Source organism: Tabrizicola sp. (assembly GCF_022842145.1).
GTDB lineage: Bacteria > Pseudomonadota > Alphaproteobacteria > Rhodobacterales > Rhodobacteraceae > Tabrizicola.
In genome coordinates, this window is sequence record NZ_JALHQD010000001.1 from 575,890 (window position 1) to 592,766 (window position 16,877).

The 16,877-nt window shown below is 64.8% G+C and carries 15 protein-coding genes; 3 read left to right on the forward strand and 12 right to left on the reverse strand.

Translation table 11 applies throughout. The features are described 5' to 3' along the window. Positions 1–28 precede the first annotated feature (28 nt). The 3 genes from Q0C42_RS03005 to Q0C42_RS03015 all read right to left on the reverse strand — a co-directional run bounded on the left by Q0C42_RS03005 (position 29) and on the right by Q0C42_RS03015 (position 3,410). A complete protein-coding gene (locus Q0C42_RS03005) occupies positions 29–1,636 on the reverse strand; it encodes a peptidoglycan -binding protein (RefSeq protein WP_295071742.1) in 1,608 nt (535 codons plus the stop codon). Between the two features lies 1 nt (position 1,637). Then, complete coding sequence (locus Q0C42_RS03010; RefSeq protein ID WP_295071745.1) at positions 1,638–2,813, reverse strand: biopolymer transporter ExbB; 1,176 nt, start codon at positions 2,811–2,813, stop codon at positions 1,638–1,640. 69 nt (positions 2,814–2,882) lie between these two features. After that, positions 2,883–3,410 (reverse strand): gamma-glutamylcyclotransferase, encoded by a 528-nt coding sequence (locus Q0C42_RS03015; protein WP_295071748.1) that lies wholly within the window; start codon positions 3,408–3,410, stop codon positions 2,883–2,885. A 63-nt stretch (positions 3,411–3,473) separates the two neighbouring features. Here Q0C42_RS03015 and Q0C42_RS03020 point away from each other — a divergent pair, with 63 nt between their 5' ends. Continuing rightward, positions 3,474–4,502 carry a DUF2125 domain-containing protein gene (locus Q0C42_RS03020; protein WP_295071751.1) on the forward strand — a complete coding sequence of 343 codons (1,029 nt, stop codon included), beginning with the start codon at positions 3,474–3,476 and terminating at the stop codon, positions 4,500–4,502. A gap of 8 nt (positions 4,503–4,510) precedes the next feature. On the opposite strand, the gene Q0C42_RS03025 is transcribed toward Q0C42_RS03020, so the two are convergent. The 6 genes from Q0C42_RS03025 to rpsD form a co-directional block, all read right to left on the reverse strand. Further along, complete coding sequence (locus Q0C42_RS03025; RefSeq protein WP_295071754.1) at positions 4,511–5,392, reverse strand: extensin family protein; 882 nt, start codon at positions 5,390–5,392, stop codon at positions 4,511–4,513. 5 nt (positions 5,393–5,397) lie between these two features. Then, entirely contained in the window at positions 5,398–6,318 is a 921-nt protein-coding gene (locus Q0C42_RS03030; RefSeq protein WP_295071757.1) for a prephenate/arogenate dehydrogenase family protein, read from the reverse strand. Beyond that, the gene (hisC, locus tag Q0C42_RS03035) at positions 6,315–7,400 is read right to left on the reverse strand and encodes a histidinol-phosphate transaminase (RefSeq protein WP_295071760.1); all 1,086 of its coding nucleotides are present in this window, start codon (positions 7,398–7,400) and stop codon (positions 6,315–6,317) included. Before hisC ends, Q0C42_RS03030 begins: the two co-directional genes overlap by 4 nt. Before the next feature lie 309 nt (positions 7,401–7,709). Then, a complete protein-coding gene (locus Q0C42_RS03040) occupies positions 7,710–9,125 on the reverse strand; it encodes a saccharopine dehydrogenase C-terminal domain-containing protein (protein WP_295071763.1) in 1,416 nt (471 codons plus the stop codon). A 10-nt stretch (positions 9,126–9,135) separates the two neighbouring features. Then, positions 9,136–9,669 carry a TIGR00645 family protein gene (locus tag Q0C42_RS03045; protein WP_295071766.1) on the reverse strand — a complete coding sequence of 178 codons (534 nt, stop codon included), beginning with the start codon at positions 9,667–9,669 and terminating at the stop codon, positions 9,136–9,138. 69 nt (positions 9,670–9,738) lie between these two features. After that, positions 9,739–10,359, reverse strand: a complete 621-nt coding sequence (gene rpsD, locus Q0C42_RS03050) for a 30S ribosomal protein S4 (protein ID WP_295071769.1) — start codon at positions 10,357–10,359, stop codon at positions 9,739–9,741. 532 nt (positions 10,360–10,891) lie between these two features. On the opposite strand from rpsD, the gene Q0C42_RS03055 reads away from it, so the two are divergent. Beyond that, positions 10,892–11,524, forward strand: coding sequence for a hypothetical protein (locus tag Q0C42_RS03055; RefSeq protein ID WP_295071772.1), 633 nt, complete (start codon positions 10,892–10,894; stop codon positions 11,522–11,524). A 146-nt stretch (positions 11,525–11,670) separates the two neighbouring features. Here the strand turns inward: Q0C42_RS03055 and Q0C42_RS03060 are convergent, their stop codons facing one another. Beyond that, positions 11,671–12,660 (reverse strand): MDR family oxidoreductase, encoded by a 990-nt coding sequence (locus Q0C42_RS03060; protein WP_295071775.1) that lies wholly within the window; start codon positions 12,658–12,660, stop codon positions 11,671–11,673. A 96-nt stretch (positions 12,661–12,756) separates the two neighbouring features. On the opposite strand from Q0C42_RS03060, the gene Q0C42_RS03065 reads away from it, so the two are divergent. Continuing rightward, a complete protein-coding gene (locus tag Q0C42_RS03065) occupies positions 12,757–13,641 on the forward strand; it encodes an NAD(P)-dependent oxidoreductase (protein ID WP_295071778.1) in 885 nt (294 codons plus the stop codon). Positions 13,642–13,733: 92 nt separating this feature from the next. Here the strand turns inward: Q0C42_RS03065 and Q0C42_RS03070 are convergent, their stop codons facing one another. Next, positions 13,734–14,525: a hypothetical protein gene (locus Q0C42_RS03070; protein ID WP_295071781.1), complete on the reverse strand. Its 792-nt coding sequence runs from the start codon at positions 14,523–14,525 to the stop codon at positions 13,734–13,736. Positions 14,526–14,555: 30 nt separating this feature from the next. Next, positions 14,556–16,826: an adenosylcobalamin-dependent ribonucleoside-diphosphate reductase gene (locus Q0C42_RS03075; RefSeq protein WP_295071783.1), complete on the reverse strand. Its 2,271-nt coding sequence runs from the start codon at positions 16,824–16,826 to the stop codon at positions 14,556–14,558. Positions 16,827–16,877 lie beyond the last annotated feature (51 nt).

Sequence of the window (16,877 nt, forward strand, 5' to 3'; positions counted from 1 at the left end):
GCACCTGTCCACCGTGGACCGACCGCACCTACCGCTCGGTCAGTTTCAACTCGATCCGCCGGTTCAGCGCGCGCGATACTTCGTCGCCTCCGACCGCCACGGGCCGGTATTCCCCGAACCCAGTCGCCGCCATCCGGTCCGGCGGAAAGCCCAGCTCGTCCTGCATGAAGCGCACCACCGACAGCGCCCGCGCCTGGCTCAGTTCCCAATTGTCGGCGAAGGCCGCGCCCGGGTTGACCGGCACGTCGTCGGTGTGACCATCGACCCGGATGATCCAGTCGATCCCCTCCGGGATCTCGGCGCGAACCTCGTCCAGGATGCTGACCACCCCGGCAATCTGCAGCCGCCCCTCGAAGGCCAGATCCGCCGACCCCGGGTTGAACAGCACCTCGGAGGAGAACACGAAGCGGTCCCCGACCACCCGCACCCCTTCGCGGCCTTCCAGAAGGTTCGACAACTGGCCGAAGAATTCGGACCGGAACCGGGCCAGGTCGCGGTTCTCCTCGGCCAGCCGCACCGCCTGGGCCGCTTCCAGATCGGCCCGCTTCCGCTGCTCAGCCGCCACCTGGGCCAGGGCCGCGTTCAGGTCCTTCCCCAAGCTTTCCAGCTGCACCTTCGCCGCCTCGTCGCGGGCCTGCGAGTCGTCCAGCAGCGCCTGCAGGCTGCCCAACTGGCTGCGCAGCGCCGCGACCTGCTGGTTCAGAAGCTCCACCTCCCGCGCGGCGGCCAGCACCTTCTCCTGTTCCGCCAGCAGCGCCGTTTCAGCCGCCGAAAGTGCCGCATCCTTGGCGGTCGCGCCCTTCGCTGCCTCGGTCCGCGAGGCCGCCAGCAAGGTCAGCGTCTCTTCCGCCCGCTTCCGCTCTTCTTCCAGGGCCAGCGTCATCGCCGTCAACTCGGTGTCCGCATTGGCCAACCGGTCGCGCAGGGCCTGCAGCGCAGCCGCATCGGCCAGCCGCGCCGCCTCGGCTTCGGTCACCTCCGCCTGTGCCGTCGCAAGCGCCGCTGCATCCGCGGCACCCTTGGCCTTCTCCTGCGCCAAGAGCGCCTCCAGCGCATCGCGGCGGGCGGCGGCAAGACGCGCGGCCTCGGCCGTCGCATCCACCTCGTCGCGCGCCTTGGCCAGCGCCAATGCCATCGCCTCCCCTTCCGAGACCAGCTTGGCCTGCGCAGCCTCCAGGTCGGCGACGGACGCGGTCAGACGTTCCGCATCGCCGCGCGCCCGGTCGCGTTCGACCAACAGGGCCGCAACCTGCGCCTCGAAATCGGTGATTCGCGACCTGGCCGCTGTCAACTCGCCCTCGCGTGCGGTCAGGTCCGCGGTCAATGACGCGATCAGGCCCGCCTGCCGGTCGCCCTCGGCCTGGGCCGCCGCAAGACCGGACTGCAACTCGGCCACCCGTGTTTCAAGGTCCGAGGCCTTGGCCTGCTCCAGCCCCAGCGCATTGGCCAGCTGTGCGACCTGGGCAGTCAGCGAATCCAGCTCGGTGTCCTGCGTGGTGATCGTTTCCCGCAACACGGACTGCATCACGGTGAAGATGGTCAGGACGAACATCAGCACCATCAGCAGCGTCGTCACCGCATCGACGAAGCCTGGCCAGATGATCGAGCTGTCGCGATGCCGACTTCTCGTGGCCATCTCAGACCCGCCCGGCGCTGCGGCCCAGTTGCCGGATCGCGGCGGTCAGCTGGGAGATATCGGACTTGAGGTCGGTCAGCGTCTCCTGCCGCCCCGCCGACATTTCTTCAAGGATACGCAGCAGTTGCACATCGATCGACCGCAACCGCATCCGGCTTTCGGGGTCGGATCCGCTGCCGCCCTCGCCGGACTGCAAGGACTCCAAAAGCTTCTCCTGCCCCTCGGCGATCCGCCGCAGCAGGGCGGTCTGGCCGCGTTCGGCATCCATCCGGTCGGTCAGCGCGGTCATCGCGTTGACCAGTTCGTTGATCTTCATTTCAGAGTGAAAGCGGTTCGTCTCGGTCTGGGTCTGAAGCGCCTGCAACTCCTCCATCTGTTGCGCCATGTGGTCGACCAGCAGTCCCAGCGCATTCTGGTCCGCGCCCTCTCCGTCACCGGCATAGCCAAGCCGGGTGATCGAGGAGAGCCATTCCTCCAGCTCACGGGTGAACCGGTTCTGCCCGTGGCTGGCGAACAGTTCCAGCATGCCCAGGACCAGCGACCCGGCCAGACCCAGCAGCGACGAGGAAAACGCCGTACCCATCCCGCCCAATTGGCTTTCCAGGCCCCCCATCAGCTTGCCGAACACGTCCAGCCCGCTTTCGCCTTCCTGCGGCGCCAGCGACCGGATCGTCTCGACCACGGCCGGGACCGTCGTCGCCAGCCCCCAGAAGGTGCCAAGCAGACCCAGGAAGACCAGAAGGTTGATCAGATAGCGTGTGATGTCGCGCGCCTCGTCGATGCGCTGGACGACCGATTCCTGGATGGACCGTGAGGACGAGGCCGAAATGGACAGCCGCGCCGTCCGGGTCCGCAGCAGCGCCGCAAGCGGTGCCAGCAAGCGCGGCGGGGCCATGTCCTCGGTCCCCGGGGTGCCGCGGACGAAGTTCTCGATCCAGTAGACCGACTGCGCCAGAATCCACAGCTGCCAGAAGCACGACAGCACGCCGACCAGAAAGACAAAGCCGATCACCCCGTTCAGAAAGGGGCTGGTGCTGACGATGTCGATGACCGTGCCGTGAATCAGCCAGGCCCCCGCCCCGACCAGCAGGCAGACCAGCAGCATCGTGGTGATCGCCCGGATCGGTTGGCTGAAAGTCGTGGCGACCTCGGCACGTCCGGTGTCTGTCTGGGACATACTGCCCTCTGGTTCCCCTGCCCTGGCCGCCGAGTCTAGAGAGGCTGCGGCGGAGTGCCAAGCAAAAGGTCAGGCCAGTTCACGAACGCGTTCTGCCAGCCAGTCAAGATCGGGGTCGCGGATGCCCAGTTCCGCCAGGTGCGCTGCCGTAGACCACAGGTATTCGCAGTTCCGACCCCGTCCGCCGCAGGCTTGCGCGATGATCTGCGCCTGTTCCTCGCGGTCAAGATGGCAGTACTGCACGTGGTCGGGGTCGATCACATAGGCCACTGCGTCCAGCGCCCCGGCGTCGGTGGTGACGGCGAGTGTCCGCTCCAGATAGGCCGAGGAAACAAGTTCCCGTTCCCGAAGCGCGAACAGCGTCGCGTTTTCCTCGCCCGGTTCGACCCGGAAGGCGACGCCCGTGCAGCTTGCGCCGTCAGCCCGGTCCAACGCCAGCACAAGGCCGGGGTTCTCCACGGTGCCGCGATGATGGATCGACCGCATGCAAAAGCTGCGGTGCCAGCCGTCCAGCCGGGCGATGCGGCGTTCCGCGACCGGAAAGCCGGGGTCCCAGATCAGCGATCCGTAGCCGAAGACCCAAAGCGGTTCCTGCATGACTGGTCCTGTTGCCTTTGGCCCTGTAAACACCGGAGAACGGGCAATGAAAAGGGCCGCCGGATGCGCAAGCTTCTCTTCCTGATGATCGCGGCCACGGCGCTGTGGTCGGGCTACTGGTTCGTCGGCTCGAACGCGGTGCGGGACGGGGTCACAAGCTTTTTCGCCGATGCCTCCCGGCAGGGGATCGTGGCCGAAAACGCCGGCATTTCCGTTGCGGGTTTCCCCAACCGCTTCGACCTGACCATCGACGAGCTGAAGCTGTCCGATCCGGTCTCCGGCGCGGGCTGGCAGGCGCCCTTCGTCCAGGTCTTCGCGATGACCTGGAAGCCTTGGCACATCATCGCCGCCCTGCCGCCCGAACAGGTCGTAACCCTCCCCGACCAGGTGGTGACTGCGGGGTCAGAGGCGCTGATGGCCAGCCTCCGCGCCAAGCCCTCGACCGACCTGCCGCTGGCCGAGATCCGGCTGGCCGGAACCTCGCTGAACCTCGCCTCCGACCAGGGCTGGACCCTGGACCTCGGCGAATTCACCCTGGGCCTCCGTGCCGATGACGCGCTGGGGCCGACCGGCTACGAGCTTGGCTTCGACCTCGCGCCCCTGACCCCCGATCCCGGCTTCCTGGCCGCCGTGAAGGCCGTGACGATCCCCGACCTGCCACCCTCGGACCTGCCCGAAGTGATCGAGGCGCTCTGGGGCAGTCTATTCCTGACCTTCTCGGCCCCGCTTGACCGCAATGCCGGCCAGTCACGCCCCTATCTGCGGCGGGTGGAGATCAACCACTTCAACCTAACCTGGGGTGTCCTGGCTGCCTCGGCCGAGGGCGTGGTCGAGGCCGACGGCAACGGCTACGCCGCGGGCCGGGTCACGGTCGATGTGACAAACTGGGACCGCCTGCCCGCCCTTCTGGTCGCGGCGGGAGTGGTGCAGCCCCAGGTCGCGCCGACGATCCTGCGCGGGATGCAGGCGCTGGCCGCGCAGTCCCCCGACCTCAAGGTCCTGTCGCTGTCGCTGGTCCTGGAAGATGGCCGGATGAGCTTTGGCCCCTTCCCCCTCGGCCCCGCGCCGCTGATGGTTCCACCAAGCGGATAGGCGTCAGGTTAGCGGCAGTACCGCCCGCCCTTGCGGGCCGAAGTGTCGAAGTGGAAGTGGTCCTCATGGTACCCGTCCGATCCAGGCCCCAGCGTGGTCATGAAGTAGTTGCACCCGGCCTTGTAGATCCGCCGCAGCAGACGGTTGTAGTCCTGCGAGACGGTCAGCACCTTGCCGTTCGACAGGATGAAGGCCGAGATGTCCACCGCGCGGCCCTTGCCATGCTCGCTGATCTTCGCGCCCCGGACATTGTTCCGGCTGCGGCAGATGTAATGCGCCGCAATCTGCAACTCGACCAGCCTGCCGTCGAACGCGGGCTGCGCCACCTCGTCCACCCAGGAATTAAGCGCCTTGGCGATCGAGCAGTCCACCGTCGCCGCCTGGCTTAGCCGCACCCCCGAAACCGAGGTCACCATCACCGGGTCCTCGATCCCGCAGCCGCCGACATTGGACCTGATCCGGGCGATCTCCTCGCCCTTGATTGCCGGCACCCCGCACACCGCGCCCTTCATCGAAGCCCGTTCCCGCCGCTTCCGCCGCTCTTCCTTCTTCGTCGGCGGCGGGATCGCGGCAAGGTCGACATCGTCCTGCGGCTCCTGCCCGGACAGGTCCAACCCCGGCGCGTTCGACGTTGCCTTCAGACCTGCAATCCGCTCGGCCAGCGCTCCTGGCCGAGGCAGGGGGCGCAAAGACCGCGGCAGAGCATTTTCCGGAATCGTGACGGTTTCGGCGGGCATCGCCGCCTCTGCCACCACCACTGGCGCCACGACGGCTTCGGGCGCGGCGACCATCTGCCTGGGATTGGCCAGCGGGCGGGGCGACCGGTCCAGCTCCTGCGCCGACGCGCCTTGGGCCAGCACAATCGACACTGCCAAGAGCAGGCCCCGCATCCGGTTCAGCCCTCCGGGACCGGCGGAGGCACCCGGCCGAAGTCCGGCGCGGCGGTGTCCTGCCCGGCCTCGATGATCCCGCGACGGATCGCGCGGGTGCGGGTGAAATAGGCGTGCAGATGCTCGCCGTCGCCCATCCGGATCGCGCGTTGCAGCACGAACAGCTCCTCGGCAAAGCGGCCGAGGATATCCAGCACGGCTTCCTTGTTGGTCAGGAACACGTCGCGCCACATCACCGGGTCCGATGCGGCAATCCGGGTGAAATCCCGGAAACCGGCGGCGGAGTACTTGATGACCTCGGACTGCGACACCCGCCGCATGTGGTCGGCCACACCGACCATCGTATAGGCGATGGCGTGTGGCACATGGCTGACCACGGCCACGACAAGGTCATGATGGCCTACGTCCATCGTGTCGACCTTGGCACCCATCCCCTCGATCAGGCTGCGCAACCGCGCCAGCGCCTCCGCATCACAATCCTCGCCGGGCGTCAGCAGCCACCAGCGGTTCTGGTACAGCGTCGCAAAACCCGACCGGGGACCGGAATACTCCGTCCCCGCCATCGGGTGTCCCGGGATGAAATGCACGCCCGCAGGCAGATGCGGCGCCACGGCGTCAACCACCGCCTGCTTGACCGATCCCACGTCCGTCACCGTCGCGCCCGGCTTCAGATGCGGCCCGATCTCGGCGGCAACGGCCTCCATCGCGCCGATGGGGACCGCCAGAACCACCAGGTCGGCACCCTGAACCGCCTCGGCCGCCGTGTCGCAGACCCGGTCGCAGAACAGCTCCTTCGCCACCGCCCGCGTCTCGGGGGACTTGGCGTAGCCCACGATTTCCCCGGCCAGCCCGCCCGCCCGCATCGCATGCGCCATCGAGGACGCGATCAGTCCCAGACCGATCAGGGCGACGCGCTGGTAGATCATCGCACACCCTTGAACTGCGCCACCGCATGGGCGACCTGCCGGCACGAAGATTCATCGCCGATGGTGATCCGCAGGCAATGCGGCAACTTGTAACCCGCGACCCGGCGCACGATCAGCCCCTGCTTTTGCAGGAAGGCGTCGCAGGCCTCGGCCTCTTCCTGGCTGGCAAAGCGCGCGAGGACAAAGTTCGCCATCGACGTGTCCGAGGGCACCCCGATCTCGGCCAAAGCATTGGCCAGCCAGCTGCGCATCCGGGTGTTCTCGTTGCGGCACTTGGCCACGAAATCCTGATCGCGTACGGCAGCTTCGGCGGCCTCAAGCTGGGTGGTCGACAGGTTGAACGGCCCCCGGATGCGGTTCAGGACGTCGATCACGTGGCGGGGGCCATAGCCCCAGCCAATCCGCAACCCGCCAAGCCCGTAAACCTTCGAGAAGGTCCGGGTCATCACCACGTTCTGCCGCGCATCGACCAGCGCCGCCCCACCGTCATAACCCTCGACATATTCCGCATAGGCCCCGTCCAGCACCAGCAGCGCCTGAGGCGGCAGACCTTCGGCCAGCCGGGCAATTTCGGCAGCAGAAACCATCGTGCCAGTCGGATTGTTCGGGTTGGCAAGGAACACCAGCTTGGTGCGCCGGTTGCACGCGGCAAGAATCGCATCGACGTCCGCCGTGCGCTCGCGCTCCGGCACTTCCACCGGCGTCGCGCCCACCGCAAGCGACGAGATGCGGTACATCAGGAAGCCATGCTCGGTGAACACCACCTCGTCCCGCGGCCCGGCATAGGCCTGACACAGGAAGGTGATGATCTCGTCCGAACCCGCGCCGCAAATGATGCGCGTCGCGTCCAGACGGTGCACCTCAGCAATCGCGGCGCGCAAGTCGGCGTGGTCGGTCACGGGATAGCGGTGCAGCGAATGGACCGTGCGCGAGAACGCCTCTTTCGCCTTGTCCGACGGCCCGAACGGATTCTCGTTCGACGACAGCTTCACGACGTTGGCCACGCCGGCAACATGCGCCTTGCCACCCTCGTAAAGAGCGATGTCAAGGATGCCTGGCTGCGGCTTGATCTGGTCGTTCATCTGGACCCCCGGGTTGTGGCCCCCTTTACCCGCCAAAGCGCCTCAAGGCCAGAGGCTTCCACCCGGACCAGCGGTTGTGACGCAGAGCGCATTCGCGCAAGTCTTTCGTCTCGTCGTCGGGCTTCGCCTCCTCCTCGGCTGACGAGGGGCGCTGCCCCTCGAGCTCCCCGGGATATTTTTGCAAAGATGAAAGGCGGCGTTTCATCTTTGCCCAAATATCCCCGCCGGAGGCAATCTCCGAGGAGGAGGCGAAGCCCGACGACGAGACAAAAGGCGTGCGCCGCAAGGCGCTCGATTCGAAAGCCGCGGTCAGACGGCAAGGAAGTTGGTGAACTGCCAGGGATCCGCGTCATCGCGGTCCTCGGCAAAGCTGTTGATCCGGTTCTGGACCGGGGTCCAGTCGGTGTAGTGGCACTCGACGGACCCAAGGTAGGGACGCTGGACGTGAAGGCAACGGACATGGTCCATTTCGTCAGCCTCGACAAAGCCCTCGTTCGGGTTTTCAGCTGCCCATACCATCGCGGCCAAGACGGCGCTGGTGACCTGCATCCCCGTCGCGTTCTGGTACGGCGCCAACTGGCGCGCCTCGTCGCACGACAGCCGCGAGCCGTACCACATCGCGCCCTTGGCATGGCCGTAAAGGAACACGCCCAGGTCGTCCCCGCCCGCAACGATCTCGTCCGCGGTCAGGATGTGCTGCTCGGGCTGGCGCTTGCCCGCCCCGTTCATCTCGTGCATCGACAGGATCGCGTCGTTGCTGGGGTGGTAGGCGTAGTGGCAGGTCGGGCGGTAGACCGCCTTTTCCCCATCCCAGACCGTATAGTAATCCGGGATCGACAGTGCCTCGTTGTGGGTGATGACGTAGCCGAACTGCGGACCCACGCCCGGACACCAGGACCGCACCCGCGTATCCGCGCCGGGCCGGTCGATCCAGATCGCATAACCCGGCCCGTGGGCGAAGGCATGGCCGTTGGGCGGCAGCTTCTTCTCATGCGTGCCCCAGCCCAGCTCTGCCGGCTGGTACCCCTCGGACAAGAGCCCATCAACCGACCAGGTGTTCACGAAGACCCCCACCGGCTTTGGCCGCGCCGAGACCTGAGTGTCCCGCTCCGCCACATGGATACCCTTGACGCCCAGCCCCTGCATCAACGCCGCCCAATCCTCACGGGTCTGCGGATCGGCCGTCACCCCGGTATCCGCCGCCAACCGCAGCAGGGCCTCCTTCAGCAGCCACGACACCATTCCAGGGTTCGCGCCACAGCAGGACACCGCCGTCGGGCCACCGACATAGGCCTTCCCCAGCTCCCGCACGCGTTCGCGCAGCGGATAGTTCGTCCGCTCGGCGTTCGGCAGGGTCGATCCGAAGTAGAACCCCGGCCAGGGCTCCACCACCGTATCCAGGTACTGGACACCCAGCTCCTGGGCCAGCTTCATCAGCTCGATGGAATCCACGTCCACCGAGAGGTTGACGATCATCCCCTTGCCCTCGGGGAAAAGCCCGCGCAGCACCTTTGCGAAGTTGTCCGGGGTCAGCGCCACCTGCAGATGCCGGATGCCATGCTCTGCCAGAAGATGCGCAAACTCCCCCGACGGCTCGATCACCGTGAACCGCGCGCGGTCGAACCCGATGTGCCGTTCGATCAGCGGCAGCACGCCGCGCCCGATCGATCCGAATCCGATCATCACCAGCGCGCCCTCGACGCGCGCATGCACGGAGTAAGTCATCGCAGCCTCCTTACTTGTAGGATCTGGCCTGCAGCCAATCCATCAGCGCCATCAGCACGCCCGAGACCACGAAGGTCAGATGGATCGCCACCAGCCAGAACATTTCCGTCTCGCCGAAGGTCGTCGCGGTATCCAGATCGCTGATCTCCATGAACCGCTTCAGAAGATGGATCCCCGAGATCGCCACGATACTCGCGATCAGCTTCATCTTCAGCCCGCCGAAGTCGACCTTGCCCATCCAGCCCGGCTTGTCCGCGCCCGCGTCGAAATCGAACTTGGACACGAAGCTTTCATAGCCCGAGAACATCACGATCAACAGCAGGTTCGCCGCCAGCGTCAGATCGATCAGCGTCAGCGCCACCAGGATCATCTTTTCGGCCGAAAGCTCCAGCACCTGCGGCAGATAATAAACCAGCTCCTTGACGAAGATCACCGTCAGCATCGCCAGCGTCACCGCCAGGCCCAGATACATCGGAGCCATCAGCCAACGGCTGGCAAAGAGACTCTTCTCGAACGTGGTTTCGACACTGGACTTTTCAGCCATCACTCGCTCCCGAAAACGCAAAGGGCCCGCCAGATGTGGCGGGCCCCTCCATGCCGATAAGGGGCAGGATCAGTTCTTCGCGTAGTATTCGACGACCAGGTTCGGTTCCATCTTCACGGCGAAGGGCACATCGCCCAGGCCAGGGGTCCGGACGAACTTTGCCGTCAGCTTGTTGTTGTCGACTTCGATGTAATCCGGCACGTCACGCTCGGTCAGCTGGATCGCTTCCAGGATCAGGGCCATCTGGCGCGACTTCTCGCGGACCGAGATCACGTCACCTTCCGCCACGCGGTAGGACGCGATGTTCACGCGCTTGCCGTTGACCAGGACGTGGCCGTGGTTGACGAACTGGCGGGCGGCGAAGATCGTCGGAACGAACTTGGCGCGGTAGACCACCGCATCCAGACGACGCTCCAGCAGGCCGATCAGCATCTCGCCCGTGTCGCCTTTGACCCGCTCGGCCTCGGCATAGATCTTGCGGAACTGCTTTTCCGTCAGGTCGCCGTAGTGACCCTTCAGCTTCTGCTTGGCGCGCAGCTGCGTGCCGAAGTCGGAAAGCTTGTTCTTCCGGCGCTGGCCGTGCTGGCCCGGACCGTATTCGCGCTTGTTGATCGGGGACTTCGGACGGCCCCAGATGTTCTCGCCCATGCGGCGGTCGATCTTGTACTTGGCAGAGGTGCGTTTGGTCACCGCTGATCTCCTTCTATGTTACGAAGGGCGTTGTCCTTTCCGGGTCTCCCCGGCGACAGGCGACTTCTTGCGAAGGCCACCAACACCAATGAAAAGCCCCGGAATCGCTTCCGGGACGAGGGCGGCTTATACAGGGCGAACCGGGGGAGTCAACACCACCGGCCCCGTAGGTTGGGGCGTGCCCTGACTCCCTGTCATCCATTCACCCCCAAGACACTGCCCGTCACCCTCGCGCCCCCTTGTCATCCCCGCAAAACGGCGACCAATACCCTGCCACCCCAACCGGACCCCCATCTGCGCGAGAATGCCATGCCCGTAGGGTGCGCTACAGCGCACCAACCTCTGTGATCAACCGGCACCAAAAGAGGCCCGTTTCCGCCCTCCGTCGGGCGCACCACCACTCGACCCGAAAAGCCTTCTCACCCACACTTCCTCCGTCCGCTCGGGGGATCGAGAGTGACTATCTATTTGCGGGTTAATTCCGTGGATGTAGGAGTATGCTGACAAACATGCCGCCTCAGGGTCCATGCCGATGACTGACAAGATCTGGGTTTCCTACGCGCCGCAAGAATCCCAGCTCGTGCGAGGCTTCTGGGGCGCCCTTCGGCATGAAGAGCCGCCAAACTCGGTAGAATTCAAGGCTCGAAAAGAAACCTGGAAGCAAAACGACTTGGGCCTTCCTTTGCCCGCCGAAAAGTTTCCTAGAAGCCTCTTCCATGTCAATCCGTGGAAGTTCAAGGAGACAATTCAGCCCCACATGCATGCGGGCTACCAGTTTGTCCGCGCCGATGCAGCAGAGATTCTGCGACAATACGACCTGGGGCAGGGCGCCCTCTATCCTTGCGCCTTTTATGAGCATGACAAGACCCGACTGGTGACGGATCAGGTCTTTTGCCTGAACTACGGCACCGCGAAGGACACCGTGGTGTTGGAAAAGTCAAAGGTCAGACCCTTTCGAGGGTCACCATTTTATCACGCGCCGGATGCACCCCTCAAAGGTGATGAGATCGTGGTCCGACGCTCTGTCCTTGAAGGGCACGATCTCTGGGTCGACCCCAGGATGGATCGATGCTTCTTCATCAGCGACCGGCTGGCGCAGGCGCTGCAGGCGGCCAAGATGAAACGGGCCTTCAGGATTTATCCTTGCACGGTCGATTCAGAGTAAGACTCACGCTCCAGTCGTAAATGGAAAGTGGTTCGTCCTGCTGGAAGTGATGAAACTGCACCCCCACCCCTTAACAAACCCCTAACGCCCACATCTAACCCATTGGAATCCCTTGCGGCCCCCAGCTGCCCACGCGTGGGCACCCCTCAGAGGTTCACATCCACCACCACCCGCCCCTGCACGCCCCCCTTCAGGATCGCCGCGCCCAAGGCAGGCAGCTCCCCCAGCCCCGCCACCCGGACCATCGCCTCCAGCTTCCCCATCGGCAGGTCCGTCACCACCCGCTCCCAGGCCACCACCCGCCGCACATAGGGGACCGTCACGGAATCGATCCCCAGCAAGTTCACCCCCCGCAGCAGGAACGGGATGACCGAGGCCGGAAGCGAAGCCCCCCCCGCCAGCCCCACCGCCGCGACCGACCCCCCGTGCTTCATCTGCCCCAGCACCCGCGCCAGCATCGCCCCCCCGACCGCATCCACGCACCCCGCCCAGGTCTCGGCTTCCAGGGGCCGCTTCACCGTCTCCGCCAGCTCCTCCCGGGCCACGATCCGGGCAGCCCCAAGGTCGCGCAGATACCCCTCCGTCTCCGCCCGCCCCGTCACCGCCGCGACCTGGTAGCCCAGCTTCGCCAGCAAAGCGACCGCGACCGACCCCACGCCGCCCGAGGCTCCCGTGACCAGCACCTCGCCCTTGTCAGGGGTCAGCCCATGCTCCTCCAGCGACATCACCGCCAGCATCGCCGTAAACCCGGCCGTCCCCACCGCCATCGCTTGCCTTGTCGTCAGCCCCGCAGGCAGCGGCACCAGCCAGTCCGCCTTGACCCGCGCCTTCTGGGAGTAGCCTCCCCAATGCACCTCCCCGACCCGCCAGCCGGTCAGCACCACCTTGTCGCCCGGCTTGTACCGCTCAACCGAAGACGCCTCGACCACCCCCGCAAAGTCGATCCCTGCCACATGCGGCCAGGCCCGGACGATCCCCCCGCCGTTGGAAGACAAGGCCAGCCCGTCCTTGTAGTTCAGCGTCGAATACTCGACCGCCACCGTCACGTCCCCCGCCGGCAGCGCGCTGTCGTCCAGCTCGCGGACACGGGCCACGGCTGCGTCGCCTTCCTTCTCCAGAACCAGTGCGCGGAACATGTTCGCCTCCATTTTTGATCGGCCTCAGTCGGCCCGGCGGAAGCCGGATTGTCAACCCGACGCCACTGCCGCACTGTCCCCTCAAAGGAGACTCGAATGACCCAGGAACACATCGGCTTCATCGGCACCGGCCTGATGGGCCACGGCATGGCGAAGAACATCGTCGAGAAGGGCTACCCCCTCACCGTCACCGCCCACCGCAACCGCGCGCCGGTGGACGACCTTCTGACTCGGGGCGCGACCGAGGCTACCATCGAAGACCTTGCCGCCCGGTCGACGATCATATTCCTCACCCTCCCCGGCTCGCCCCAGGTTGCCGAGGCCGTGGCAAAGATGACCCCCCACCTGAAACCCGGCGCGGTGATCGTCGACTGCTCCACCTCTGACCCAACCGTCACCGAACGCCTTGCCACCGACCTTGCGGCCAAGGGCGTCCACTTCGCCGACGCCCCCCTCTCCCGCACGCCGAAAGAGGCCTGGGCGGGGACGCTCGACTGCATGGTCGGCGCCGAGCCCGAGGTCTTCGCCCGCATCCACCCCGTCATCGCCACCTGGGCCGGGAAGATCGTCCACATCGGCCGGGTCGGCGACGGCCACCGGATGAAACTGCTGAACAACTTCCTCTCCCTCGGCTACGCCGCGATCTATGCCGAGGCGCTGGCGCTGGCCGCCAAGGTCGGTATCTCCACCGCCACTTTCGACAGCGTTATCCGTGGCGGCCGGATGGACTGCGGCTTTTACCAGACCTTCATGGGCTACGCGCTGGAGGGCAACCGCGAGGCCCACCGCTTCACCCTGTCGAACGCCTACAAGGACCTGCGCTATCTGGAGAGCATGGCCAACGCCGCCACCGTCACCACCACGATGGCGAGTGCCGCGAAGAACAGCTTTGCGGGGGCGGTGGCACGGGGCGGAGCGGGGCCGGAGGATTATGTGCCGCACCTGACGGATTTCGTCGCACGGGCGAATGGGGTGAAATAAGGAGCTATTCGGATTCTGGAAGACAACCAGTCGTGTAGACGTCTTTAGTGGTGACTGTTTTGTATCCGATCAGAATGGAACCGGTGGACCATCTACTGGATGTAACGTGCAGTGTTGTACTCGAGCATTTTGGCGCGAACTGGCTCATTGGACTCATCGTCAGGATCGAAGCCAAAAATGCAAGCCTCCACCCCCTTTTCATCCAACTCGAGACTAAGGCGGTAGGTAACGCATACTATCAGCATAGGGTGCCCTGAAGTAATACTTCCTTTGTCGGAACGATACGAAAAACCACCTCGATGGGGTGATACAAATGAAGTTGTCTCTCCCGGAAAAATGACTGGATTTCTTATCCCTCGACGGTGCTCGATACAGTGTGTAGAAAATATCTTGAGTTGCTCCCACATCTGCTGAAAGTGCGGCCTGCGGATCGCTTCATAGTGGACAGCTACATCGTATGCGGGTGACTTGCCCTTGTTAACAAGATCAAACGTCCATTCCAAATAGATGCCTCGATCAGAAATTTGCACATCACAGTATGCTTCCCGCTGCAGAGTCACCCAAGGGCGTTGCTCTGAGCGCATAATGCGGTTGGCCTCATTCGCGGCATTGGCGGCAGCGACCGCCGCTTGATTAGTTTGAATGGTTTGGGTCAGTGTATCCTTGATCAGGAAGACTGCATATAGACTTATGCCTGCTGCAATTAGCCCAATGAGAGCCATCACCCATTGTGCGAGGGTGTCCTTAGTTTCAACCAGTACACCATTGTGATCCAACCATGTTTGATAGTCGGGTCCTATAAGCCAAACACAAAGAGCAAATGTCAGACCAACTCCAATCACTAGGCCAAGCGCAAAGCCGTTCCGCCCGCTGCCACCAAACATTTCAGCAAACTCTCCGCAATCGCTTAACCCTCACCCACACTTCGAATGCCCGCACGACCCGCAGGTCAAACACCCCTCCACCATGCGCAAGTCATAGCTGCCGCAGGACGGGCAGGCCTTGCCGCGTGGGGCCTCTCCCACCACCATCAGCTCCGCCTTGGGGTCGGATTTCAGGCCCAGCCCCTCGCCCTCGATGAAGCCGATGTCGATCAGGTGGCGCTCGATCACTCCGCCGATGGCGGCGAGGATCGAGGGGATGTAGCGCCCCTCCATCCAGGCCCCGCCGCGGGGGTCGAAGACGGCTTTCAATTCCTCCACGACGAAGGAGATATCGCCGCCGCGCCGGAACACGGCCGAGATCATCCGGGTCAGGGCCACGGTCCAGGCGAAATGCTCCATGTTCTTGGAGTTGATGAAGACCTCGAACGGGCGGCGGTGGCCGGCGATGACGATGTCGTTGATGGTGATGTAAAGCGCGTGTTCCGAGCCCGGCCATTTGACCTTGTAGGTCTGGCCTTCCAGCGCGGCGGGGCGGTCCAGCGGGTCGGAGAGATACACCACCTCGCCCCCCGTCACCGGCTGCGAGGCCACGGGGGCGGTCTGCTTCTCGCTGACGGTCAGGACGGAGCCGGTCACGTCGTTCGGGCGGTAGGTGGTGCAGCCTTTGCAGCCCTGATCCCAAGCGGCCATGTAGACCTCCTTGAAGTCGTCAAAGCTGATGTCGACCGGGCAGTTGATGGTCTTGGAGATCGAGGAATCCACCCACTTCTGCGCTGCCGCCTGCATGCGGACGTGGTCGAGGGGCGGCAGGGTCTGGGCGTTCACGAAATGGTCGGGCAGGGGTGCGTCGCCATGCTTTTGACGCCAGAGGCGGACGGCGTAGTCGACGACCTCCTCCTCGGTGCGGGAGCCATCCTTCTGCAGGACCTTGCGGGTGTAGGCATAGGCGAAGACCGGCTCGATCCCGGAACTGACGTTGCCGGCGTAAAGGCTGATCGTCCCGGTGGGCGCGACGGAGGTGAGGAGCGCGTTGCGGATGCCGTGCTGGGCGATGGCCTCGCGGACGTCCTTGTCCATCTGGGCCATGTTGCCGCTGGCGAGGAAGCCTTCAGCGTCAAACAGCGGGAACGCGCCCTTCTCCTTCGCCAGATCGACCGAAGCCAGATAGGCCTCACGCGCAATGGCATGCATCCAGTCTTCGGTCGCGGCCACCGCTTCGTCCGAGCCGTAACGAAGGCCGCACATCAGAAGCGCATCCGCAAGCCCGGTGACCCCCAGCCCGATCCGCCGCTTGGCCTGCGCCTCTGCCGCCTGCTCCGGCAAGGGGAAGCGCGAGGCGTCGACCACGTTGTCCATCATCCGGACCGCTGTACGCACCAGCTTGCCAAGCTCGGTCTTGCAGACATGCGCCTTGTCTTCGAACGGATACCAGACCAGCGTCGCCAGATTGATCGAGCCGAGGAGGCAAGCGCCATAGGGCGGCAGGGGCTGCTCGCCGCAGGGGTTGGTGGCGGCGATGGTCTCGACATAGCCAAGGTTGTTCATCGCGTTGATGCGGTCGATGAAGATCACGCCGGGCTCGGCATAGTCGAAGGTGGACCGCATGATCTTGTTCCAAAGATCGCGCGCCTCGACCGTCCGGTAGACGCTGCCAGCGAAGACCAGCTCCCACGGGCCGTCAGCCTTGACCGCCGCCATGAAGGCATCGGTCACCAGCACCGACAGGTTGAACATCCGCAGCCGGGCCGGGTCGCGCTTGGCTTCGATGAAGGCCTCGATATCGGGGTGGTCGCAGCGCATCGTCGCCATCATCGCGCCGCGACGGGAGCCCGCCGACATGATCGTCCGGCACATCGCGTCCCAGACGTCCATGAAGCTGAGGGGACCGGAGGCATCCGCCGCCACGCCCTTCACCTCCGCCCCCTTGGGACGGATGGTCGAGAAGTCATAGCCGATTCCGCCGCCCTGCTGCATGGTCAGCGCGGCTTCCTTGAGGCCCGTGAAGATCCCCTCCATCGTGTCCGGGATCGTGCCCATGACAAAGCAGTTGAAGAGGGTGACGCTGCGCCCCGTCCCGGCCCCCGCGGTGATCCGGCCGGCGGGAAGGAACTTGAACCCCTCCAGCGCCGCGTAGAACTCCGCTTCCCACTTCGCCGGGTCTGCCTCGACCTCGGCCAAGGCCCGTGCGATCCGCCGCCAGGTGTCCTCGACACTGCCGTCGATGGGCGTCCCGTCCGCCTCCTTGAAGCGGTACTTCATGTCCCAGATCGACTCGGCAATGGGGGCGTGGAAACGCGACATGGGGCGAATCTTCCTTGAAGTTGTGGATAAGGTGGACGAAGGGCCCAAGAT

Bases quoted from the DNA above. Each gene is read 5' to 3' on its own strand.
- Q0C42_RS03005 (WP_295071742.1), bottom strand. From the start codon at position 1,636: ATGGCCACGAGAAGTCGGCATCGCGACAGCTCGATCATCTGGCCAGGC.
- Q0C42_RS03065 (WP_295071778.1), top strand. From the start codon at position 12,757: ATGACCCAGGAACACATCGGCTTCATCGGCACCGGCCTGATGGGCCAC.
- Q0C42_RS03045 (WP_295071766.1), bottom strand. From the start codon at position 9,669: ATGGCTGAAAAGTCCAGTGTCGAAACCACGTTCGAGAAGAGTCTCTTT.
- Q0C42_RS03060 (WP_295071775.1), bottom strand. From the start codon at position 12,660: ATGTTCCGCGCACTGGTTCTGGAGAAGGAAGGCGACGCAGCCGTGGCC.
- Q0C42_RS03025 (WP_295071754.1), bottom strand. From the start codon at position 5,392: ATGCGGGGCCTGCTCTTGGCAGTGTCGATTGTGCTGGCCCAAGGCGCG.
- Q0C42_RS03015 (WP_295071748.1), bottom strand. From the start codon at position 3,410: ATGCAGGAACCGCTTTGGGTCTTCGGCTACGGATCGCTGATCTGGGAC.
- Q0C42_RS03070 (WP_295071781.1), bottom strand. From the start codon at position 14,525: ATGTTTGGTGGCAGCGGGCGGAACGGCTTTGCGCTTGGCCTAGTGATT.
- Q0C42_RS03030 (WP_295071757.1), bottom strand. From the start codon at position 6,318: ATGATCTACCAGCGCGTCGCCCTGATCGGTCTGGGACTGATCGCGTCC.
- Q0C42_RS03055 (WP_295071772.1), top strand. From the start codon at position 10,892: ATGACTGACAAGATCTGGGTTTCCTACGCGCCGCAAGAATCCCAGCTC.
- Q0C42_RS03040 (WP_295071763.1), bottom strand. From the start codon at position 9,125: ATGACTTACTCCGTGCATGCGCGCGTCGAGGGCGCGCTGGTGATGATC.
- Q0C42_RS03020 (WP_295071751.1), top strand. From the start codon at position 3,474: ATGCGCAAGCTTCTCTTCCTGATGATCGCGGCCACGGCGCTGTGGTCG.
- Q0C42_RS03010 (WP_295071745.1), bottom strand. From the start codon at position 2,813: ATGTCCCAGACAGACACCGGACGTGCCGAGGTCGCCACGACTTTCAGC.
- hisC (WP_295071760.1), bottom strand. From the start codon at position 7,400: ATGAACGACCAGATCAAGCCGCAGCCAGGCATCCTTGACATCGCTCTT.
- Q0C42_RS03075 (WP_295071783.1), bottom strand. From the start codon at position 16,826: ATGTCGCGTTTCCACGCCCCCATTGCCGAGTCGATCTGGGACATGAAG.